Source organism: Streptomyces sp. NPDC014734 (assembly GCF_043083325.1).
Lineage (GTDB): Bacteria > Actinomycetota > Actinomycetes > Streptomycetales > Streptomycetaceae > Streptomyces.
Genome location: NZ_JBIBYN010000041.1, coordinates 2,391 through 27,673, shown reverse-complemented (window position 1 = coordinate 27,673; position 25,283 = coordinate 2,391). Strand labels below are relative to the sequence as shown.

General features: G+C 72.2%; 1 protein-coding gene. It reads left to right on the top strand.

Annotation, left to right across the window (positions count from 1 at the left end):
• Positions 1–14: 14 nt before the first annotated feature.
• Entirely contained in the window at positions 15–25,283 is a 25,269-nt protein-coding gene (locus ACF1CT_RS36485) for a type I polyketide synthase (RefSeq protein ID WP_391788337.1), read from the top strand.

The window sequence follows — 25,283 nt, the reverse complement described above, 5'->3', positions numbered from 1 at the left end:
CACGGAGTATCAAGATGACAACCCCCAACGAAAAACTCGTTGAAGCGCTGCGGGCCTCGCTCAAGGAGACCGACAGGCTGCGCCGGCAGAACCAGCAGCTCACCGAGGCGTCCCGGGAGCCCATCGCCATCGTCGGCATGAGTTGCCGCTACCCGGGCGGCGTACGGTCGCCCGAGGACCTGTGGCAGTTGGTCGACCGGGGCGGCGACGCCATCTCCGGCTTCCCGGAGGACCGGGGCTGGGACATCGAGTCCCTGTACGACCCGGACCCGGACCGCGAGGGCACCTTCTACGCCCGTGGCGGTGGCTTCCTCCACGAGGCCGCGGAGTTCGACCCCGGTTTCTTCGGCATCTCGCCGCGTGAGGCGCTGGCCATGGACCCGCAGCAGCGGTTGCTGCTGGAGACGTCCTGGGAGGCGTTCGAACGGGCCGGGATCGATCCGGCGGCCGTCCGCGGTTCCCGCGCCGGCGTGTTCGTCGGCGCCTCGGCCCAGGCTTACGGCGCGGGCGAATACGACCTTCCGGAGGGCGTCGAGGGGCACCTGCTCACCGGTACCGCCTCCAGCGTGGTCTCCGGGCGGCTCTCGTACGCCTTCGGCCTGGAGGGTCCGGCGGCCACCGTCGACACCGCCTGCTCCTCCTCGTCGGTCGCCCTGCACCTCGCGGTGCAGGCGCTGCGCAACGGCGAATGCTCCCTGGCGCTCGCCGCCGGAGTCACTGTGCTGGCCTCCCCGGACGTCTTCGTGGAGTTCAGCCGTCAGCGTGGGTTGTCGGCCGACGGTCGGTGCAAGTCCTTCGCGGCTTCGGCCGACGGTACGGGCTGGTCCGAGGGTGTCGGTGTGCTGCTGGTCGAGCGACTCTCGGACGCCCGGAGGAACGGGCATCCGGTGCTGGCCGTGGTGCGGGGTTCGGCGGTCAACCAGGACGGTGCGAGCAACGGCCTGACGGCGCCCAACGGGCCCGCGCAGCAGCGCGTCATCCGCCAGGCCCTGGAGAACGCACGCCTCGCCCCCGCAGACATCGACGCCGTGGAGGCGCACGGCACGGGGACGACGCTGGGTGACCCGATCGAGGCGCAGGCGCTGCTGGCCACCTACGGCCAGGAGCGCCCGGAGGGCCTGCCGTTGTGGTTGGGCTCGCTGAAATCCAACATCGGCCACACCCAGAACGCGGCAGGTGTGGCGGGCATCATCAAGATGGTCATGGCGATGCGCCACGGTGTGCTGCCGCAGACCCTGCACGTGGACGAGCCGTCGCCGCACGTCGACTGGGAGGCGGGCGCGGTCTCGCTGCTGACCGAGTCGGTGGCCTGGCCGGAGACCGGCCGTCCGCGCCGCTTCGGTGTGTCGTCCTTCGGTGTGTCCGGTACCAACGCGCACACCATCATCGAGCAGGCTCCGGAGCCGGAGGCCGTCGCGGAAGTTGCCCCGGACGGGCCGTCGCGGGAGCCCGGTGTGCTGCCGTGGGCGCTGTCCGGCAGGAGCGCGGAGGCGCTGCGTGCCCAGGCCGGGCGGCTGCTCGCGCACGTCGAGCACTTCCCCGGACAGCGGCCCCTCGACCTCGGCCACTCGCTGGCGACCACCCGGACCGCCCTCGACCACCGTGCGGTGGTCGTCGGCCGGGACCGCGACGCTCTGGTCGCGGGCCTGGAGGCACTGGCGCGCGGCGAGTCCGCCTCGAACCTGGTCGACGGCTCGGTGGCCGGTGGTAAGTCGGCGTTCCTGTTCACGGGGCAGGGGAGTCAGCGTCCGGGTATGGGGCGTGAGCTGTATGAGGCGTTCCCGGTGTTCGCACAGGCCCTGGACGCGGTGTGTGCGGAGCTGGACCGGCATCTGGAACAGCCGCTGAAGTCCGTGCTGTTCGGTGATGATGCCGGGTTGATCGGTCGGACGGGGTTCACGCAGCCCGCGTTGTTCGCGGTCGAGGTGGCGTTGTTCCGGCTGCTCGAAGGCTGGGGTCTGCGCCCCGACTTCCTCTCCGGTCATTCGATCGGTGAGCTGGCTGCCGCGCATGTGGCGGGGGTGTTGTCGCTTGCGGATGCGGCGAAGCTGGTGGCGGCGCGTGGGCGGTTGATGGAGGAGTTGCCGTCCGGTGGGGCGATGGTGGCGGTGCAGGCGTCGGAGGACGAGGTGGCGCCGCTGCTGACCGAGGGCGTGAGCATTGCCGCGCTGAACGGTCCGCGGTCCGTCGTGATCGCTGGTGATGAGGACGCGGCTGTCGCGATCGCGGCAGGTTTCGAGGCGCGTGGGCGCAAGACGAAGCGGCTGACGGTCTCGCACGCGTTCCACTCGCCCCGCATGGACGGGATGCTGGAGGCGTTCCGCGAGGTGGCGGAGACGCTGTCGTACGAGGTCCCGCGCATTCCGGTCGTGTCGAACCTGACCGGTGGAGTGGTGTCCGCCGAGGAGATCACCAGCCCCGGTTTCTGGGTGCGGCATGTCCGTGAGGCGGTCCGTTTCGTCGACGGTGTCCGTGCGCTGGAGGCGCAGGGTGTGTCGACGTTCGTGGAGCTGGGTCCGGACGGGGTGCTCTCGGCCATGGGCCAGGAGTGTGTCACCGGCGAGGACGCTGCTTTCGCACCGGTCCTGCGCGCGGGGCGTCCCGAGACCGAGGCGCTGGTCACGGCCGTGGCACGGGCACATGTCCGGGGTGTCGCCGTGGACTGGTCGGCGTTCTACGCGGGGACGGGTGCGCGGCGGGTGGACCTGCCGACGTACGCGTTCCAGCACCAGCGGTTCTGGCTGGAGCCGGGTGCCAGGAGCGGTGATGTGACCGCAGTCGGTCTGGAACCGGCCGATCACCCGCTCCTGGGCGCGGCCGTGCCACTGGCGACGACCGACGGATTCCTGTTCACCGGGCGACTGGGCCTGGACACCCACCCGTGGCTGGCCGACCACACCGTCATGGGCTCGGTCCTGCTGCCGGGCGCCGCCTTCGTCGAACTGGCCACCCGCGCGGGAGACCAGGCCGGTTGCGGCCACATGACCGAACTCACCCTGACGGCACCCCTGGTGCTGCCCACGCGTGGCGGCGTGCGCGTACAGGTCGAGGTCGGTGCGCGGGATTCCACAGGAAGCCGACAGTTCACCGTCTCCGCACGGGCCGAGGACGCCGACGCCGACCAGGTGTGGACCCGGCACGCCACCGGCACGCTGACCGACGCCCGGCCCCCGGCGGTTCCCGCCGAGCTGACGGTGTGGCCACCGGCCGGTGCCGAGACGATCGACATCGACGGCCTCTACGCGGAACTCGCCGACGCCGGACTGCGTTACGGACCGGGGTTCCAGGGGCTGACCGCCGCCTGGCGCAGTGGCGACGAGCTCTTCGCCGAAGTACGTCTGGCCGAGGGCGCGGACCCGGCCGCAGGGTCCTTCGCCGTGCACCCGGTGCTGCTCGACGCGGCCCTGCACGTGCTGCACGGCAGTGCGGGGGCACGGCTGACCGCCGAGTGGCAGGGCGTGACCGTGCACGCGGTGGGCGCGGAAGCGCTGCGCGTCCGGATGACACCGGCCGGCGACGACACGCTGACGCTGTCGCTCGCCGACACCGCAGGCCGACCGGTGGCCACCGTCGGTTCGCTGACGCTCCGTCCGCTGCCGGAGAGCGGCATGGACCTCGATGCCGACCGTGCCGCCGCGCACCGGCGGTCACTGTTCCGACTGGACTGGGTGGCGCAGCGGACCACCGAGGCCGGTCCGGGTGCCGCCGGACGCCGTGCGGTGCTGGGCGAGGACACCCTCGGGCTGTGTACGGCAGACATCGTCGCCACCGCCTTCCCGGACCTGGCCGCCCTCGCGGCGGCCGTCGAGGCGGGGGAGACCGCCCCGCCGGAGCTGGTCCTCGCCCCCTTCGCCCGGACCCAGGACACCGAGAACGACCTCACCGGTGCCACGCACCGGGCTGCGCACCGCGCGCTGGAGCTGGTGCAGGGCTGGCTTGCCGACGCCCGTTTCACCGATGCCAAGCTGGTGCTCGTCACCGGCGGAGCAGTCGCCGCCGGCCCCGACGAGGACGTCGCGGACCTGGCGCACGCCGCATTGTGGGGCCTGCTGCGTTCGGCCGAGACCGAGAACCCGGACCGGTTCGTCCTGATCGATCTCGACGGCACGGACGCCTCCATGGCCGCGCTGTCCGGCGCTCTGACCCTGGGGGAACCGGAGCTGGCACTGCGCGCCGGCGAAGCCCTGGCACCGCGCCTTGCCCGCACCACGGACACCGACCTCCGGAGCCCGCGGATTTCGGTGCCCGCCCTGGACACCGAGGGCACCGTCCTGATCACCGGCGGAACCGGCGGACTGGGTCGCCTGGTCGCCCGCCACCTCGTCACCGAACACGGCGTCCGCCACCTGCTGCTCACCAGCCGCCGGGGCCCCGAGGCCCCCGGCGCCACCGGACTTGTCGACGAACTCACCGCACTCGGCGCGGAGGCGACCGTCGTCGGCTGCGACGCGGCCGACCGCGAGGCGCTGGCCGCCGTCCTGGCCGATGTCCCGACCGCACACCCGCTGACCGCCGTCGTGCACACCGCCGGTGTACTCGACGACGCCACGGTTCCCGGCCTGACGCCCGAACAACTGGACCGCGCACTGCGCCCCAAGGCGGACGCCGCGTGGAACCTGCACGAACTCACCCGCGATCTCGACCTCGCCGCGTTCATCCTGTTCTCCGCCATCGCAGGCACCCTGGGCGGCGCGGGCCAGGCCAACTACGCGGCGGGCAACGTCTTCCTGGACGCACTCGCCGCTCACCGCCACGCCCGGGGACTGCCCGCCACCTCACTGGTGTGGGGACTGTGGGCCCAGGCCGGTGGCATCACCGGCGGACTCACCGAAACCGATCTGCGACGACTTGCCCGCAGTGGCATGGGAGCCCTCTCCGAAGACGAGGGCATGGCACTGTTCGATGTCGCGCTGCGCACCGACCGGGCCGTACTCGTGCCGGCCCGGCTGGACCTGACGGCGCTGCGTTCCGCGTACGGCACGGGCCCCGTCCCCACGCTGCTGCGTGGTCTGATCCGCACCTCGGGCCGACGTACCGCCACCGCCGGGTCCGTCGCGTCCGGTTCCTCCCTTACCGGGCAACTCCTGGCGCTGTCCCCCGCGGAACGCCGACGCACCGTGCTGGACCTGGTCCGTACCCAGGTGGCCGCGGTTCTCGGACACTCCACGTCGGAGGCCGTCGAGGCACGCCGGGCGTTCAAGGAACTGGGCTTCGACTCCCTGATCGCCGTCGAGCTCCGCAACCGGCTCTCGGCCGCCACCGGGCTGAAGCTGCCCACCACCATCGTCTTCGACTACCCCAACTCGGCCTTCCTCGCCGACCACCTGCGTGGCGAACTCCTCGATGGACTCGTCGAGGACGACACGGCACAGGCCCGGACGGGCGAGGCCGAGGTCACCGCGGTCACCGACGACCCGATCGCCATCGTCGCGATGAGCTGCCGCTACCCCGGCGACGTACGCTCGCCCGAGGAACTCTGGCGCCTGGTCGACGGGGGCGCGGACGCGATCACCGGCTTCCCGGACAACCGCGGCTGGGAAGCGGACCGGGCGCCCGGGGACGAGAGCGACGACTACGCCCGTGCGGGCGGCTTCCTGCACGAGGCGGACCTGTTCGACGCCGCGTTCTTCGGTATCTCGCCGCGTGAGGCCCTCGCCATGGACCCGCAGCAGCGTGTGCTGCTGGAGACGTCCTGGGAGGCGTTCGAGCGTGCGGGCATCGACCCGGAGTCCATGCGCGGACGTGGCGTCGGTGTCTTCGTCGGCGCCTCCAACAGCGCCTACGACGTGGGCCTGGAACACGCCGGAGCGGAGGTCGCGGGCCATGTGATGACGGGCAACGCGGGCAGCGTCATCTCCGGCCGCATCGCCTACGCCCTCGGCCTGGAGGGTCCGGCCGTCACGGTCGACACCGCATGCTCCTCCTCCCTGGTCGCCCTGCACTGGGCCATCCAGGCACTGCGCCAGGGCGAATGCTCCATGGCACTCGCCGGTGGCGTCACCATCATGACCACGCCCGGCACCTTCACCGAGTTCAGCCGGCAGCGCGGACTCGCCTCCGACGGCCGGGTCAAGGCGTTCGCGGCCGCCGCGGACGGTACGGGCTGGGGCGAGGGCGTCGGCATGCTCCTCGTCGAGCGGCTGTCCGAGGCCCGCAGGAACGGCCACCCGGTGCTGGCGATCGTGCGCGGCTCCGCCGTCAACCAGGACGGTGCGAGCAACGGCCTGACGGCGCCCAACGGGCCCGCGCAGCAGCGCGTCATCCGCAAGGCCCTGGCCGGTGCCGCACTGACGACCGCCGACGTGGACGCCGTGGAGGCGCACGGCACGGGGACGACGCTGGGTGACCCGATCGAGGCGCAGGCGCTGCTGGCCACCTACGGCCAGGACCGTCCCGGGGACCGGCCGCTGTTCCTCGGTTCCATCAAGTCGAACATCGGCCACTCGCAGGCCGCGGCCGGTGTCGCAGGGATCATCAAGATGGTCAAGGCCATCGAACACGGGGTGCTGCCGCAGACCCTGCACGTCGACGAGCCGACCCCGCACGTGGACTGGTCGTCGGGTGCGGTGGCGCTGCTGACCGAGGCCGTCGAGTGGCCGGAGACCGGCCGCCCGCGCCGGGCCGCGGTCTCCTCCTTCGGTATCAGCGGCACCAACGCCCACACCATCATCGAGCAGGCCCCGGACATGGGGACGGAGCAGGCTCCGCTCACCACCGCGCAGGCCCCGGTGCTGCCCTTCACGGTGTCGGCCAGGAGCACGGACGCGCTGCGCGCCCAGGCAGGGCGACTGCACGCCCACCTGGCGGCGCAGCCCGGCCTGGAACCCGCCGATGTCGCCTACACCCTTGCCACCGGTCGAGCGGCGCTGCACCACCGGGCCGTGCTGGCCGCCGCCGACATCGACGACCTGTCCCACGGACTGGAGGCGTTGGCCGCGGGGCGTACCGCCGCCGGTCTCGTCGAGGGCTCGGTCACCGAGGGCGAGACGGCCTTCCTGTTCACGGGGCAGGGGAGCCAGCGTCCGGGTATGGGGCGTGAGCTGTACGAGGCGTTCCCGGTGTTCGCACAGGCCCTGGACGCGGTCTGCGACGAGCTGGACGGACACCTGGAGCAGCCCCTGAAGACGGTGCTGTTCGGTGAGGAGAGTGCCGGACTGCTGGACCGGACGGGGTTCACACAGCCCGCGTTGTTCGCGGTCGAGGTGGCGTTGTTCCGGCTGCTCGAAGCGTGGGGTCTGCGCCCCGACTTCCTCTCCGGTCATTCGATTGGTGAGCTGGCTGCCGCGCATGTGGCGGGGGTGTTGTCGCTTGCGGACGCGGCGAAGCTGGTGGCGGCCCGTGGGCGGTTGATGGAGGAGTTGCCCGCTGGTGGGGCGATGGTGGCGGTGCAGGCGTCGGAGGACGAGGTGCTGCCGCTGCTGACCGAGGGCGTGAGCATCGCCGCGCTGAACGGTCCGCGGTCCGTCGTGATCGCTGGTGATGAGGACGCGGCTGTCGCGATCGCGGCAGGTTTCGAGGGGCGGGGCCGCAAGACGAAGCGGTTGACGGTCTCGCACGCGTTCCACTCGCCCCGCATGGACGGGATGCTGGAGGCGTTCCGCGAGGTCGCGGAGACGCTGACGTACGAGGCCCCGCGCATTCCGGTCGTGTCCAACCTGACCGGTGGAGTGGTGTCCGCCGAGGAGATCACCAGCCCCGACTTCTGGGTGCGGCACGTCCGCGAGGCCGTCCGGTTCCTGGACGGCATTCGCACACTTGAGGCCCAGGGGGTCACCACCTTGGTCGAGCTCGGCCCCGACGGGGTGCTCAGCGCGATGGGGCAGGAGTGCGTGACGGGCGAGGGCGCGGCCTTCGTTCCGGTGCTGCGCAAGGGACGTCCCGAGGCCGAGACACTCACCGCCGCCCTGGCGCGGGCCCACGTCCGCGGTGCGCGACCGGACTGGCGGGCGATCTTCACCGGAACCGGCGCACGACGCGTCGAGCTGCCGACCTACGCCTTCCAGCGCAAGCGCTACTGGCCGGAGGCGCCGGAGCGGGCCCTCGTGGCCCCGGCGGGCATCGAGGGCTGGCGCTACCAGGTGTCCTGGAAGCCACTGTCCCCGAACTCGACTGCACGACTCACCGGAGTGTGGCTGGTCGTCACCCCCGAGGGTGAGACCGCATGGTCCGCCGACGTGATCCGCGCACTCACCGAGCTGGGTGCCGAGGTGCGACGCGTCGAACTTGACGCGGCGGCCGGCCGCGCCGAGTACACCGAGCGGTTGCGCGAGACCTCGGCCGGTGTGGAAGTGTCGGGTGTGTTCTCGTTGTTGGCGCTTGTGGGTGAGGGTGGTTTGTTGGCGTCGGTTGCGTTGGTGCAGGCGTTGGGTGATGTGGGTGTGGGGGCGCCGTTGTGGGTGGCGTCGTGTGGTGGGGTGTCGGTGGGTGGTTCGGATGGTGTGGTGGATCCGGGTCAGGCGTTGGTGTGGGGTTTGGGTCGGGTTGTGGGGTTGGAGCATCCGGAGCGGTGGGGTGGTTTGGTTGATTTGCCGGGGGTGGTGGATGAGCGGGTGTTGGTGCGGTTGGGTGGTGTGTTGGCTGGTGGTGTTGAGGATCAGGTGGCGGTTCGTTCTTCGGGTGCGTTCGGTCGTCGTTTGATTCGTGCGGGTGCTGGGTCTGCTGGGTCTGCTGGTGTTGCGGTGTCTGGGGTTGGGGGGTTTGGTGCTGGTTTTGAGGGTGGTTCGGTGTTGGTGACGGGTGGTACGGGTGCGTTGGGTGGGCATGTGGCTCGTTGGTTGGTGGGGTGTGGTGTTGGTCATGTGGTGTTGGTGAGTCGTCGTGGGTTGGGGGCTCCGGGTGCGGTGGGGTTGCGGGATGAGTTGGTGGGGTTGGGTGGTCGGGTGAGTGTGGTGGCGTGTGATGTGTCTGATCGTGGGGCGTTGGAGGGGGTGTTGGCTGGGTTGCCGGTGGAGTTTCCGTTGGTGGGTGTGGTGCATGCGGCGGGTGTGTTGGATGATGGTGTGTTGGATGGTTTGGGGCCTGAGCGGTTTGTGGGTGTTCTGGGTTCGAAGGTGGGGGCTGCGGTTCATCTGGATGAGCTGACGCGGGGGTTGGGGCTTTCTGCGTTTGTGTTGTTCTCGTCGGTGTCGGGTGTGTTGGGTGCGGCGGGGCAGGCGAATTATGGTGCGGCGAATGCGTTTTTGGATGCGTTGGCGGAGCGGCGTCGTGCTGAGGGGTTGCCGGCGACGTCGATTGCGTGGGGTCCGTGGGCCGAGGGTGGTATGGCTGCTGATGGTGGGCTGGATCAGCGGATGCGTCGGGCGGGTATGCCGCCGATGGATGCCGGGTTGGCGGTGGAGGCGCTTCAGCGGGCTCTGGAGCTCGACGACACGACCGTGACCGTCGCGGACATCGACTGGGACCGCTTCGGACCCGGCTTCACCGCGGTGCGGCCCAGCCCCCTGCTGTCCGACCTGACCGAGGTACGCCGGGCCGTGGCACGCGCGGCCACCACTTCCGAGCCGTTCGAGAAGACCGCGGAACCGGCAACCTCGCTCGGACAACGGCTCATCGGACTCGGTGAGTCCGAGCGCGGATCCTTCCTGCTGGACCTCGTACGCGGTCATGTCGCCGAGGTGCTGGGCCACGCCCACCTCGACGAGGTCGCGGCCGACCGCGCGTTCCGCGAGATCGGTTTCGACTCGCTGACCGCGGTCGAACTGCGCAACGGCCTCAACGCCGTCACCGGCCTGCGGCTTCCCGCCACCCTCATCTACGACTACCCCACCCCGCTCGCCCTCGCCGACCACCTGCTCGCCGAACTCCTCGGAGAGCAGGCCACGATCTCCGGTCCGGTGATGACGGCCGCGGCCGTTGCCGACGACCCGATCGCGATCGTCGCGATGAGCTGCCGCTTTCCCGGCGGTGTGCACACCCCCGAGCAGCTGTGGCGATTGCTCGTGGCCGGCACGGACGCCGTTTCGGGCATGCCCGACGACCGCGGCTGGGACCTGGAGACGCTCTACGATCCGGACCCGGACGTCGAGGGAACCTCGTACGCCCGCGAAGGCGGCTTCCTGCACGACGTCGCCGACTTCGACCCCACCTTCTTCGGAATCTCGCCGCGCGAGGCCCTTGCCATGGACCCGCAGCAGCGACTGCTGCTGGAGACCACATGGGAGGCCTTCGAACGGGCAGGCATCGACCCGGCCACGCTGCGCGGCAGTCATGCCGGTGTCTTCGTCGGTACCAACGGCCAGGACTACCTGTCGCTGCTGCTCAACGGCTCGGAGGGCCTCGAAGGCCACATGGGCACCGGTAACGCGGCAAGCGTGATCTCCGGCCGACTCGCGTACACCTTCGGGCTTGAGGGCCCGGCCGTCACCATCGACACCGCCTGCTCCTCCTCGCTCGTCGCCCTGCACTCGGCCGTCCAGGCACTGCACAACGGTGAGTGCTCGCTGGCCCTCGCCGGCGGTGTGACCGTGATGTCCACCCCTGGTGTGTTCGTCGACTTCAGCCGTCAGCGTGGTCTGGCCGCCGACGGCCGGATCAAGGCGTTCGCGGCGGGTGCGGACGGGACGGGCTGGGGCGAGGGCGTCGGCATGCTCCTCGTCGAACGCCTCTCCGACGCACGGCGCAACGGCCACCCGGTCCTCGCGGTCGTGCGCGGTACGGCCGTGAACCAGGACGGCGCCAGCAACGGTCTGACGGCGCCGAACGGCCCGTCGCAACAGCGGGTGATCCGGCAGGCGCTCGCCACCGCCGGGCTCTCGGGCACGGACGTGGACGCCGTCGAGGCGCACGGCACCGGCACCAAGCTGGGCGACCCGATCGAGGCGCAGGCGCTGCTGGCCACCTACGGTCAGGACCGCCCCGAGGGCCGTCCGCTGTTCCTCGGCTCCATCAAGTCGAACATCGGCCACACCCAGGCCGCGGCCGGTGTCGCGGGTGTGATCAAGATGGTGCTTGCCATGCAGCACGGTGTGCTGCCCCAGACATTGCACGTCGACGAGCGGACCCCGCACGTCGACTGGACCTCGGGCGACATCACCCTGCTGACCGAGCCGGTGGAATGGCCGGAGACCGGCCGCCCGCGCCGGGCGGGCATCTCCTCCTTCGGTTTCAGCGGCACCAACGCCCACGCCATCGTGGAGCAGGCGCCGAACGAGGAGACCACGCAGAGCGCCGAGCGACCCGCGGTGCCCCCGGCGGAGCTGCCGGTGCTGCCGGTGGTCCTGTCCGCCCGCACCGCCGAGGGGCTGCGTGCGCAGGCCGGTCAACTGCGTGCGCACCTGATCGCCGAACCGGACACGGCGCCGGTGAACGTCGGCTACTCCCTGGCCGCGCACCGCGCGGCCTTCGAGGAGCGGGCCGCGCTCGTCGCCGAGGACCGAACCGGGCTGCTGGCCGGTCTGGACGCGCTCGCCGAGGGGCGCGGCACGACCGGGCTCGTCGAGGGCTCGGCGACCCGTGGCAGGACCGCCTTCCTGTTCACGGGGCAGGGAAGCCAGCGGCTGGGCATGGGGCGTGGGCTGTATGCCGCGTATCCGGTGTTCGCGGGAGCGCTGGACACGGTCTGTGACGAGCTGGACGCGCACCTCCCGCAGCCCCTGAAGACGGTGCTGTTCGGTGACGACGCCGAGACCCTGGACCGGACCGGGTTCACGCAGCCCGCGTTGTTCGCGGTCGAGGTGGCGTTGTTCCGTCTTGTCGAGTCATGGGGTCTGCGGCCGGACTTCCTGTCGGGGCACTCCATCGGTGAGCTTGCCGCCGCGCATGTCTCCGGGGTCTTCTCCCTGGCGGACGCGGCGAAGCTGGTGGCGGCCCGTGGGCGGTTGATGGAGGAGCTGCCGTCCGGTGGGGCGATGGTGGCGGTGCAGGCGTCGGAGGACGAGGTGGCGCCGCTGCTGACCGAGGGCGTGAGCATCGCGGCCCTGAACGGTCCGCGGTCCGTCGTGATCGCGGGCGACGAGGACGCGGTGCTTCGGATCGCGGCAGGTTTCGAGGGGCGGGGGCGCAAGTCGAAGCGCCTGTCGGTGAGTCACGCGTTCCACTCGCCCCGCATGGACGGGATGCTGGAGGCGTTCCGCGAGGTCGCGGAGGGGCTGTCGTACGAGGCGCCGCGCATTCCGGTCGTGTCGAACCTGACCGGTGGTGTGGTCTCCGCCGAGGAGATCACCGACCCCGGCTTCTGGGTGCGGCACGTCCGCGAGGCGGTCCGCTTCGTCGACGGCGTCCGTGCGCTGGAGGCGCAGGGCGTCACCACCTTCGTGGAGCTGGGTCCGGACGGGGTGCTCTCGGCCATGGGCCAGGAGTGCGTCACCGGCGAGGACGCGGTGTTCGCCGCCGTGCTGCGCAAGGGGCGCGATGAGGCGGAGTCGCTGGTCGGCGCGTTGGCACGGGCGCATGTGCGCGGCGTGAAGGTGGACTGGGCGGCGTACTACGCGGGCACCGGCGCCCGACGTGTCGAGCTGCCCACGTATCCCTTCCAGCGCGAGCGCTACTGGCCGAAGGTGTCCTCGCTGTACCTCGGTGACGTCGCGGCCGTGGGGCTGGGCGAGGCCGGGCACCCGCTGCTCGGGGCGAGCGCGGAGCTGCCCAACGACGACGGGATGCTCTTCACCGGGCGCCTGGCGCTGTCCACGCACCCGTGGCTGGCGGACCACACCATCATGGACACGGTCCTGCTGCCGGGCACGGCGTTCGTGGAGCTGGCGATCCGCGCCGGTGACCAGGTCGGCTGCGAGCACCTCGAAGAGCTGACGCTGGAGGCGCCGCTGATCCTGCCCGAACAGGGCGGCGTCCAACTGCGGTTGTGGGTCGGCGCGGCCGACGCGTCAGGCCGACGCCCGCTTGCCTTCCACTCCCGCCCGGAAACCCCTGCGGCCGACGAGCCGTGGACCCGGCACGCCGGCGGTGTACTGGCCACCGCGGCCGACCTGCCGGAGCCCGGGTTCGAACTGGGCGCCTGGCCCCCGGCGGACGCGGTCGAGGTGCCGGTCGAGGACCGGTACACGGACCTGCTGGACGTCGGCTTCGCCTACGGCCCCGACTTCCGGGGGCTGCGCAGGGCATGGCGGCGCGACGGCGAGATCTTCGCCGAGGTGCTGCTGCCCGACGAGACCCGGGAGAAGGCCGACCGCTTCGGCCTGCACCCGGCGCTGCTCGACTCCGCACTGCACGCGCTGGGTCTCGGAGGCCTGGGCGGTACCGAGACCCAGGGCCGGCTGCCGTTCGCCTGGGCCGGGGTGTCGCTGCACGCCGTCGGCGCCTCCGGCCTGCGCGTCCGGATGGCCGCGACCAGCGGTGACGCTGTGCGACTGGAGATCGCTGACGTGACCGGCGCACCGGTCGCCACCGTGGCGTCCCTCGCGCTGCGCCCGGTCTCGGCCGAACAGTTGCGCAGCGCGCGAACGACACACCACGAGTCGCTGTTCCGCGTGGAATGGACCGACCTCGCACCCACCACGGGGGCGTCCTCCACGAACCGTTGGGCGGTTCTGGGCCCGGCGGCACTCGGCACCGTCGAGAACGCCGTGGCGCACGACTCGTACGACGACCTCGTCCGGGCGGTCGAATCCGGCGTCCGGCCACCGGACCTCGTCCTCGCCTCCCCATCCGCCGGAACGGACGGCGAGGACTCGGCGGCTGCCGCCCACCGGGCCGGAACCGAGGCCCTCGCCCTCGTACAGGCATGGTCGGCGGACGAGCGCTTCGCCGACTCCCGTCTCGTGATACTGACGTCGGGAGCCGTCGCCACCGAGGCGGGCGCACCGGTGGCCGACCTGGCGGGCGCCGCCGTACGGGGCCTGCTGCGCTCGGCGCAGTCGGAGAACCCGGACCGCTTCGTCCTCGTCGACCTCGATGGGCACGCCGACTCGCTCGGCGCGCTGCCTGCCGCTCTGGCGAGCGGCGAGCCGGAGATCGCGGTGCGGGAGGGCGTCCTCAAGGCGCCACGGCTGGCCCGCGCGGTCTCGGCGGAAACCGATGACGACACCGCGATCGGGAACCCTGACGGCACGGTGTTGGTGACGGGTGCCAGTGGTTCGCTGGGTGGGCTGGTGAGCCGTCATCTGGTGGCGGAGCATGGGGTGCGTCGGCTGTTGTTGGTGAGTCGGCGGGGTGGTGAGGCGCCGGGTGCGGCGGAGCTCGCCGCGGAGTTGGCGGGGTCGGGTGCGGTCGTGACCTGGGCGGCGTGTGATGTGGCCGAGAGGGACGAGCTGGCGGCTGTTCTGGCCGCGGTTCCGGCGGAGCATCCGCTGACCGCCGTGGTGCATACGGCGGGTGTGCTCGACGATGCCACCATCGGTTCGTTGACGCCGAGGCGACTCGCGCAGGTCTTCCGTCCGAAGGTGGACGCGGCGTGGAACCTGCACGAACTGACGCGTGAGCTTGATCTGAAGGCGTTCGTGGTGTTCTCCTCGGCGGCCGGTGTCTTCGGTGGTCCGGGGCAGGGCAACTACGCCGCCGCCAACGCCTTCCTGGACGCCCTCGCGCAGCACCGTGCCGCGGCGGGGCTCGCGGCGAGTGCGCTGGCCTGGGGGTTGTGGGCCGGTGGTGGCATGGGTGACACGCTCGACGAGGCCGACATCGCCCGGATGCGGCGGGCGGGCGTGCCGCCGTTGTCCGTCACGGACGGGATGCGGCTCTTCGACGCGGCCCTGAAGACGGGCGATGCGGCGTTGGTGCCCATGCGGCTGGACATCGCGGCGCTGCGCACGCAGGCCGCGGTCGGCCCCATCTCGCCGTTGTTGCGTGGTCTGGTGCGGGTTCCGGTGCGTCGTGCGGTGGATGCCGTGGTGGCGGGTGCGGGGGAGTCGGGTCTTGTGCGGCGGCTCACCGGGCTGGGTCCGGTGGAGCAGGAGCGGTTGCTGCTGGATCTGGTCCGTGGGCAGGTGGCCGCGGTGCTGGGTTACGCGGGTGCGGAGACGATCGGTTCGGGCCGGGCGTTCAAGGAGCTGGGCTTCGACTCGTTGACCGCTGTGGAGCTGCGCAATCAGCTGAACGCGGTGACGGGGCTGCGGCTTCCGGCCACGCTCGTCTTCGACTACCCGGACCCGAGCGTCCTCGCCCGCCATCTGCGGACCGAACTCGTCGGCGACGAGGTCGTGACCGAGGTATCGACGACGCCGGACGTCGTCGCCGACGACGAGCCGATCGCCATCGTCGGTATGAGCTGCCGCTACCCGGGCGGTGTCACGAGCCCCGAGGAGCTGTGGCAGCTCGTCGCGGGGTCGGTGGACGCGATCTCCGGCTTCCCGGCCGACCGCGGCTGGGACCTGGAAGGGCTGCACGGCGACAACCCCGGGCAGTCGGGCACCAGTTCCACCATCGAGGGCGGCTTCCTGCACGACGCCGCCGAGTTCGACGCGGACTTCTTCGGGATCAACCCGCGCGAGGCACTGGCCATGGACCCGCAGCAGCGGCTGCTGCTGGAGACGTCCTGGGAGGCGTTCGAGCGGGCCGGTATCGACCCGGCGTCGGTGCGCGGCAGCAGGACCGGTGTCTTCGCCGGTGTGATGTACCACGACTACCTCACACGGCTCACCGCCGTCCCGGAGGACCTGGAGGGCTACCTGGGCACCGGAGCCGCGGGCAGCGTGGCCTCCGGCCGGGTGTCGTACACCTTCGGGCTGGAGGGTCCGGCGGTGACCATCGACACGGCGTGCTCGTCGTCGTTGGTGGCGTTGCACCTCGCCGCGCAGGCGCTGCGCAACGGTGAGTGCACGATGGCGCTGGCCGGTGGTGTGACCGTGATGGCCACCCCGGACACCTTCATCGACTTCAGCCGTCAGCAGGGCCTGTCGACGGACGGCCGTTGCAAGTCCTTCGCCGCGTCGGCGGACGGCACGGGCTGGTCCGAGGGCGCGGGCATGCTCCTCGTGGAACGCCTCTCCGACGCCCGGAGGAACGGCCACGAGGTGCTGGCCGTGGTGCGTGGCAGCGCGGTGAACCAGGACGGTGCGAGCAACGGCCTGACGGCGCCCAACGGTCCGTCGCAGCAGCGTGTCATCCGTGCGGCGCTGACCGCCGCGGGTGTGCCCGCCGCAGAGATCGACGTCGTGGAGGCGCACGGCACGGGGACGACATTGGGTGACCCGATCGAGGCGCAGGCGCTGCTGGCCACCTACGGCCGGGAGCGCCCGGAGGGCCTGCCGTTGTGGCTGGGCTCGCTGAAGTCCAACATCGGCCACACCCAGGCGGCTGCCGGTGTCGGCGGCATCATCAAGATGGTCATGGCGATGCGCCACGGCGTGCTGCCGCAGTCCCTGCACATCGACGAGCCCTCGCCGCACGTCGACTGGGCGGCCGGAGACATCGAGCTGCTGACCGAGACACGGGCCTGGCCGGAGACCGGCCGGGTGCGCCGGGCGGCGGTCTCCTCCTTCGGCGTGAGCGGCACCAACGCGCACACCATCCTGGAACAGGCACCCGCGCCGGTTCCCGCGAAGCCCGCCGAAGCCCCGGTGACGAACCCGCTGCCGCTGCCGTGGGTGCTGTCGGGCAGGACCGAGGCCGCCCTGCGGGGCCAGGCCGAACGGCTCCTCGCCCACCTCGCCTCGCACACCGGGCCCGGCACCGCCGATGTGGCCTACTCGCTGGCGGTCGGCCGGACGGCGCTGGACCGCCGTGCGGTGGTCGTCGCCGACGACCACACCGGATTCCGCACGGGCCTGGAGGCGCTGGCGCACGGCACCGCCGCCGCCGGACTCACCACCGGCACGGCCACCGGGGGCAGGACCGCTTTCCTCTTCACGGGGCAGGGCAGCCAGCGACTGGGCATGGGCCGCGAGCTGTACGAGGCGTTCCCGGTGTTCGCGAACGCGCTGGACGAGGTGTGCGCCGAGCTGGACCGGCACCTGGACCGCCCGCTGAAGACGGTGCTGTTCGGTGACGACGCCGAGACCCTGGACCGGACCGGGTTCACCCAGCCCGCGCTGTTCGCGGTCGAGGTGGCGTTGTTCCGTCTTGTCGAGGCATGGGGGCTGAAGCCGGACTTCCTGTCCGGGCACTCCATCGGTGAGCTTGCCGCCGCGCACGTCTCCGGGGTCTTCTCCCTGGCGGACGCGGCGCGACTGGTGGCGGCCCGTGGGCGCCTGATGCAGGAGTTGCCGTCCGGTGGCGCGATGATCGCGGTGCAGGCGTCGGAGGACGAGGTGGCGCCGCTGCTGACCGAGGGTGTCAGCATCGCCGCGCTGAACGGCCCGTCGTCCGTCGTGATCGCGGGCGACGAGGACGCCGCCCTCGCCCTCGCCTCCGGATTCGAGGCGCGGGGCCGCAAGACGAAGCGGCTCACCGTCTCGCACGCGTTCCACTCGCCGCGCATGGACGGGATGCTGGAGGCGTTCCGTGAGGTCGCGGAGAGCGTCACGTACGAGGCGCCGCGTATTCCGGTCGTGTCGAACCTGACCGGGGCCCTCGTGTCCGCCGAGGAGATCACCGACCCGGAGTTCTGGGTGCGGCACGTCCGCGACGCGGTCCGCTTCCTCGACGGCATCCGCACCCTGGAGACCGAAGGCGTCACCGCCTTCGTCGAGCTGGGCCCGGACGGGGTCCTCACCGCCATGGCCCAGGAATGCGTCACCGGTGAAACCGCAGTGTTCGTTCCCGCGCTGCGCAAGGGGCGTGCCGAGACGGAGTCGGTGACCGGTGCGCTGGCGGTGCTTCACGCCCGGGGCTTCGCCCCGGACTGGCAGGCGTATTTCGCCGGGACGGGCGCACGGCGGGTGGACCTGCCGACCTACGCGTTCCAGCGGCAGCGCTACTGGGTGGAGAACTCCGAGGCACAGTCCCGGGGCGGCGCGATCACCGCGGACGCGGTGGACACGCGGTTCTGGGAAGCAGTGGAACGGGAGGACCTGGAGGCTCTCGCGGGTGCGCTGCACTCCGGGAACGCCGACGAGCTCTCCTCGCTGGGCACCGTCCTGCCCATGCTGTCCTCGTGGCGGCGCCGGCAGACCGAGCGGTCGACCGTCGACGCCTGGCGCTACCAGGTGTCCTGGAAGCCGGTGACCCTTCACGCGGAGGGCGCGCCGGGCGGCCGCTGGCTGGTCGTCACCTTCGGACACCGGGCCGACGAGGCGTGGACAGAAGGAGCGGTCCGGGCGTTGTCGGCACGTGGTGCCGAGGTTGAGGTCATCGAATTCGGCACCGAGGACGACCGTGCCGCGATGGCCGCGCGGCTGCGTGCGGTGGCGGCCGACGGCGCGGTGGCCGGTGTGTTCTCGCTGTCGGCCGTCGAGGGCGCCGCAGGGCTTCTCCTGACGGCCGCCCTGACGCAGGCGCTGGGTGACGCGGACGTCGACGCCCCGCTGTGGGTGGCCACGCGCGGTGCGGTGTCCGTCGGGCGGTCGGACAAGGCCGTCGACCCGTGGCAGGCGCAGACCTGGGGTCTGGGCAGGGTTGCCGCGCTGGAGCATCCGGAACGGTGGGGCGGTCTGGTCGACCTGCCGGAAGCGGCGGACGACCGGGCGCTGACACGCCTGGCCGGGGTGTTGTCGGGCCGCAGTGGCGAGGACCAGGTCGCGGTTCGTTCCTCCGGAGTCTTCGGACGGCGGCTGGTCCGTGGTGCGGCACCGGCGAGGCCGGGGCACACCTGGGAGCCCGGGGCGGGGACCGTCCTGGTCACCGGTGGCACGGGCGCGCTGGGCGCCCAGGTCGCGCGCTGGCTGGTGGACCGGGGTGCGGAGCACCTCGTCCTGACCAGCCGCCGCGGCCCGGACGCACCGGGCGCCGCCGAACTGTGCGAGGAACTCACCGGGCGTGGAGCCCGGGTCACCGTCGTGGCCTGCGACGTCGCCGACCGCGACGCCCTGGCCGGGCTGCTGGCCGGGCTGCCGCAGGAGGCCCCACTGAGGGCCGTGTTCCACGCGGCCGGTGTGCTGGACGACGGTGTGCTGGACGCGCTCACCCCCGAGCGCATCCGCAACGTCCTGCGCGCGAAGGCGGACGCGGCGGCCGGTCTGCACGAGCTGACGCGTGAGACGGACCTCTCCGCGTTCGTGCTCTTCTCCTCGATCGCCGGATCCATGGGCGCCGCCGGGCAGGGCAACTACGCCGCCGCGAACGCCTTCCTCGACGCGCTGGCCGAGCTGCGACGGGCAGAGGGACTGCCGGCGACCTCCATCGCCTGGGGCCCGTGGGCCGAGGGCGGCATGGCCGCCGACGACACACTGGAGCAGCGCATGCGCCGTGCGGGTGTGCCGCCGATGGACGCCGGGACGGCGATCGCCGCGCTGCAGCGGGCGCTGGACCTGGACGAGACCGCGGTGACCGTCGCGGACATCGACTGGGCGCGGCTCGCGCCGGGATTCACCGCCTCGCGGCCGAGCGCCCTGCTGCTGGAACTGCCCGAGGCGCGCGAGGCCCTGGAGGCCGAGGCCGTGGCGGCATCCGGTGCGGCGGACGCCGACACCGATGCCTCGCTGGTCCAGCGGTTGGCGGGGCTGTCGGCGGCCGAGGCCGAACGGGCACTGCTGGACCTGGTGCGCGCCGCGGTGGCCGACGTGCTGGGCCACGCCGACCCGGAGGCGGTCGAGGCCGACCGGGCCTTCCGGGAACTCGGCTTCGACTCACTGACCGCCGTCGAACTGCGCAACCGGCTGAACTCCGTGACCGGGCTGAGGCTGCCGCCGACGCTGGTCTACGACTACCCGTCGTCGACGGCGCTCGCCGACCACCTGAGGACCGAGGTCCTGGGCGAGGAGAGCGCGGCGACCACCGCCACGGCCGCCCCGGCGGTGGCCGTTGCCGACGACCCGATCGCGATCGTCGCGATGAGCTGCCGCTTCCCCAGCGGCGTCCGGACGCCCGAGGAACTGTGGCAGCTGCTGGCCTCCGGACGGGACGCGGTCTCCGGCTTCCCGGCCGACCGCGGCTGGGACATCGACGGACTGTACGACCCGGAGTCCGGCAGCGAGAACACCAGCTACGTTCGCGAGGGCGGATTCCTGGCGGACGCCGGGGTCTTCGACGCGGCGTTCTTCGGTATCTCGCCGCGTGAGGCCGTCGCGATGGACCCGCAGCAGCGGTTGCTGCTGGAGACGTCGTGGGAGGCGTGCGAGCGCGCGGGCATCGACCCGGCCACGCTGCGCGGTCAGCAGGTCGGCGTCTTCGCCGGTACCAACGGACAGGACTACATGTCCCTGGTCCTCAACTCGTCCGACGGCGGCGACGGTTTCATGGGCACGGGCAATGCGGCGAGTGTGATGTCGGGCCGGGTTTCCTACGCGTTGGGTCTGGAGGGTCCGGCGGTCACGGTCGACACGGCGTGTTCGTCGTCGCTGGTGGCGTTGCACTGGGCGATCCAGGCGTTGCGTCAGGGCGAGTGCTCGCTGGCCCTCGCCGGCGGTGTGACCGTGATGTCCACCCCCGGTTCCTTCGTCGAGTTCAGCAAGCAGCGTGGTCTGGCCGCCGACGGCCGGATCAAGGCGTTCGCGGCGGGTGCGGACGGGACGGGCTGGGGCGAGGGCGTCGGCATGCTCCTCGTGGAACGGCTCTCCGACGCACGGCGCAACGGCCACCCGGTCCTGGCGCTCGTGCGCGGCTCGGCGATCAACCAGGACGGCGCGAGCAACGGGCTGACGGCGCCCAACGGCCCGTCCCAGCAGCGCGTCATCCGCCAGGCCCTGGCCGGTGCCGGACTGACCACGTCCGATGTGGACGCGGTCGAGGCGCACGGTACGGGGACGACGCTGGGTGACCCGATCGAGGCGCAGGCGCTGCTGGCCACCTACGGCCAGGACCGCCCCGCCGACCTGCCGCTCCATCTCGGCTCCATCAAGTCGAACATCGGTCACACCCAGGCCGCGGCCGGTGTCGCGGGTGTGATGAAGATGGTGCTGGCGCTCCAGCACGGGGTGCTGCCGCAGACCCTGCACGTCGACGAGCCGACCCCGCACGTGGACTGGTCGACGGGCGCGGTCTCGCTGCTGACCGAGGCGGTGGAGTGGCCGGAGACCGGCCGCCCCCGCCGCGCCGCGGTCTCCGCGTTCGGCATCAGCGGCACGAACGCGCACACCGTGCTGGAGCAGGCACCCGAGTCCCCCTCGGCGCAGCCCGTCCCCGCCCCGGAGGTGGAGCCGACGTCCGTGCCGTGGGTGCTGTCGGGCAAGTCCGAGGCCGCGCTGCGCGGCCAGGCCGAGCGGCTGCGGGCGTACCTCGCCGCACGGCCGGAGGCGGACGCGGTGGATGTCGCGTACTCGCTGGCCACGACCCGTACCGCCCTGGACCACCGGGCCGTGCTGACCGCCGAGGACCGGGACGGGCTGCTGCGCGGCCTGGCGGCACTCGCGGACAGCGAGTCGGCGGAGGCATCGGTGCCGGGGCAGGTCCGGGGAACGGTGACGGCGGGCAAGGTGGCGTTCCTGTTCACCGGGCAGGGCAGTCAGCGGCTCGGCATGGGCCGCGAACTCTACGACGCCCAAACGGTGTTCGCCGACGCGCTGGACGAGGTCTGCGCGCATCTGGACGGGCACCTCGACCGTCCGCTGAAGGACGTGCTGTTCGGCGACGACACCGAACAGCTCGGCCGGACGAGCTTCACCCAGCCCGCGCTGTTCGCGGTCGAGGTGGCGCTGTTCCGACTTGTCGAGTCATGGGGTCTGCGGGCCGACTTCCTGTCCGGCCATTCCATCGGTGAGCTTGCCGCCGCGCATGTCTCCGGGGTCTTCTCCCTGACGGACGCGGCGAAGCTGGTGGCCGCACGGGGGCGCCTGATGCAGGAGCTGCCCGCCGGTGGGGCGATGGTGGCGGTGCAGGCGTCGGAGGACGAGGTGGCGCCGCTGCTCACCGAGTGCGTGAGCATCGCCGCGCTGAACGGCCCGTCGTCCGTCGTGATCGCGGGCGACGAGGAAACCGCGTTGGAGATCGCTTCCGGTTTCGAGGCGCGGGGCCGGAAGACGAAGCGGCTTACCGTTTCGCACGCGTTCCACTCGCCCCGCATGGACAGCATGCTCGACGCCTTCCGCGAGGTCGCGGAGAGCATCACGTACGAGGCGCCGCGCATTCCTGTCGTGTCGAACCTGACCGGTGATGTGGTCTCCGCCGAGGAGATCACCACCCCGGACTTCTGGGTCCGGCACGTCCGTGACGCCGTCCGCTTCCTGGACGGTGTACGGACCCTGGAGGCCCAGGGCGTGACGACGTATGTCGAACTCGGCCCGGACGGGGTGCTCACCGCCATGGCCCAGGACTGCCTCACCGAGCCAGGCCGCGCCGTGCTCGCACCGGTGCTGCGCACGGGCAGGCCGGAGGCGCGAGCGGCGAGCGACGCGCTGGCGCGGCTGTTCGTCCGCGGAACGGCCCCCGACTGGGAGACGTTCTTCGCCGGTACGGGCGCGCGCCGCGTCGACCTGCCGACCTATGCCTTCCAGCACCAGCACTACTGGGCCGACGCCCTGCTCGGCCTGGACGAGTACGCCTCGATGGGGCTCGGTACCGCCGACCATCCGCTGCTGGGTGCCGCGGTGGAACTGCCCGACTCGGACGGGTTCCTCTTCTCGGGCCGGCTCTCGCTCCGTTCGCACGGCTGGCTCGCCGACCACATGGTCGGGGACACGGTGGTGGTACCCGCCGCGGCCCTCGTCGAACTGGCGGTCAGGGCGGGCGACCGGGCCGGTTGCGAACTGCTCGAAGAACTGACCACGGAAGCCCCCTTGGTACTTCCGGAACGAGGCGGCGTGCAGCTACGGGTGTCGGTCGGTGAGCCGGACGACGCAGGCCGCCGGACCCTGGCCGTCCACTCCCGCCCGGAGCGGTCGGACCGGCCGTGGACCCGGCACGCGAGTGGCCTGCTGGCCACCGGCCCGTCCATGACGAACCCCATGGATCCCGAGGGGCTGTCGGCCTGGCCGCCCGCCGACGCGCAGCCCGTGGCGGCCGACGAGGTCTACGGCCGGCTGGCACACGCCGGTCTGCTGCACGGCCCGGCCTTCCAGGGCCTGGAGCGTGTCTGGCGACGTGGTGCGGAACTCTTCGCCGAGGTGGGGATCGCGGCGGAGCAGCAGTCGGACGCCACGCGCTTCGCGCTGCACCCGGCACTGCTGGACGCCGCGCTCCAGCCGCTGGTGCTGCTGGCGGCGGACACGGACGGTCCCGCACTGGCGGGTTCATGGCACGGAGTGAGCGTGCGCGCGATCGGCGCGGACGCGCTGCGGGTGCGGCTGACACCGGTCGCCGACGCCGCCGCGGACGGCACGGTCTCGGTGACGGTGGCCGACACGGCGGGTTCACTCGTCGCGACGGTCGACGCGCTGGCCACCCGACCGGTGGACCCGGACCTGATCACCGGTGCGACGGACAACGCGGCGACCGGCCACCACGATTCGCTGTTCCGTGTCGACTGGACGGCGCTGCCCGCGTCCTCGGCGATCTCGTCCGAACCCGTCGCCGTCATCGGAGGCGGCGACGAACTCAAGCCGGCCGTCGCGCTGGAAGCGGCCGGGGTGCGCGCCGAGACGTATGACGACCTCACCGCCCTGAACGCGGCAGTCGCGGCGGGCGGCACCACGCCCGGCACGGTGCTGTTGCCGCTGCCGCCCGCCCCCGGCGACCTGCCCGACAGCGACCTCGCCGGGGCCGTCCGCACCGCCACCCACCACACCCTGGGCGTGCTCCAGGAGTGGCTGAACGGCGGGCGCCCGGGCACCGCCCGACTGGTGGTCGTCACCCGGGGCGCCGTCGCCGCGGCCGACGACGCCGATGTCGCCGACTTGGTGAACGCACCGGTCTGGGGCCTGCTGCGGGCCGCACAGGCGGAGAATCCCGGACAGTTCCTGCTGCTGGACGTGGACGGCGACGCGTCGCTCGCTGCCATTCCGGGCGCACTGGCCTCGGACGAACCGGAACTGGCACTCCGCGCCGGCACGGTGTACGCGCCGCGACTGACCCGGACCACGACCGATGCCGGGGCGGCGGGCGCACAGCCCATCGACCCCGAGGGCACCGTCCTGATCACCGGTGCCACCGGCGGCCTGGGCCGCCTGCTGGCCCGGCATGTGGTCACCGAGCACGGCGCACGCCATCTGCTGCTCGTCAGCAGGCGCGGCCCGGCCGCCGAGGGCATGACGGAGCTGACCGGTGAACTCCGTGCGCTGGGCGCCGAGGCCACCGTGGCCGCCTGCGACGCCTCGGACCGGGCGGCACTCGCCACGTTGCTGGCGAGCGTCCCCGCCGACCGTCCGCTGACGGCCGTGGTGCACACCGCGGGCGTGCTCGACGACGGAGTCATCGACCTGCTGACACCGGAACGGGTGGACCGGGTGCTCGCGCCCAAGGTCGACGCGGCAGTGAACCTGCACGAACTGACCCGGGACCTGGACCTGTCCGCCTTCGTGCTGTACTCGGCGGCGGCGGGCACCCTGGGAAGCCCCGGACAGGGCAGCTACTCGGCGGCCAACGTCTTCCTGGACGCCCTGGCCCGCCACCGCCGGGCCCGCGGACTCACCGCGGTGTCCCTGGTCTGGGGCATGTGGGCCGAGGAACGCGGCATGGCGGGCACGCTCGGCGCGGCCGACCTCGGCAGGTCGGCGCGGGGCGGTGTGCTGCCGCTCTCCGCGGCGGAGGGCCTTGCCCTGTTCGACGCCGCCCGCGAGGCCGGCGAACCGGTACTGGTGCCGGTACGGCTGGACCTGGCCGCGCTGCGCAGCAACGCCGCGGCAGGGGAACTGCAACCGCTCTACCGGAGCCTGATACGCGTCCCCGTCCGCCGTGCCGCGGAGTCCGGCCGTGCCACCGCGGTGGCCGGGACCGGCGCCGAAACACTGACGGCCCGGCTCGCCGGCCTCACCGACGCCGAACAGCGGCGCACCGTACTGGACCTGGTGCGCCGACAGGTGGCGGCGGTACTCGGCTACGCGTCCCCGGACCAGGTGGGTGCCGACCAGGCGTTCAAGGAGCTCGGCTTCGACTCGCTGACCGCCGTGGAACTGCGCAACCGCCTGGGCGAGGCCAGCGGGCTGAGGCTGTCGGCGACGCTGGTCTACGACTACCCGACCCCGTCGGCGCTCGCGCACCAACTGATGGCCGAGGTGGCCCCCGAGGAGACGACGGCAGGGCACTCCGTGCTGGACGAGCTGGAACGGCTGGAGAACACCCTGTCCGCACTGGCGCCGGAGGACCTGATGGCGGTGGCCGAGAACGACGCCGACCACGACCGCATCGCGGTGCGCCTGCAGTCGCTCCTGACGAAGTGGAACGACGTCCGCAACGCCGCGGACGACACCGCCGGGGCCGGAGTCCTCGAAGAGGCCAGCGACGACGAACTCTTCGACTTCATCGACAAGAGGTTCGGAAAGGGCTGA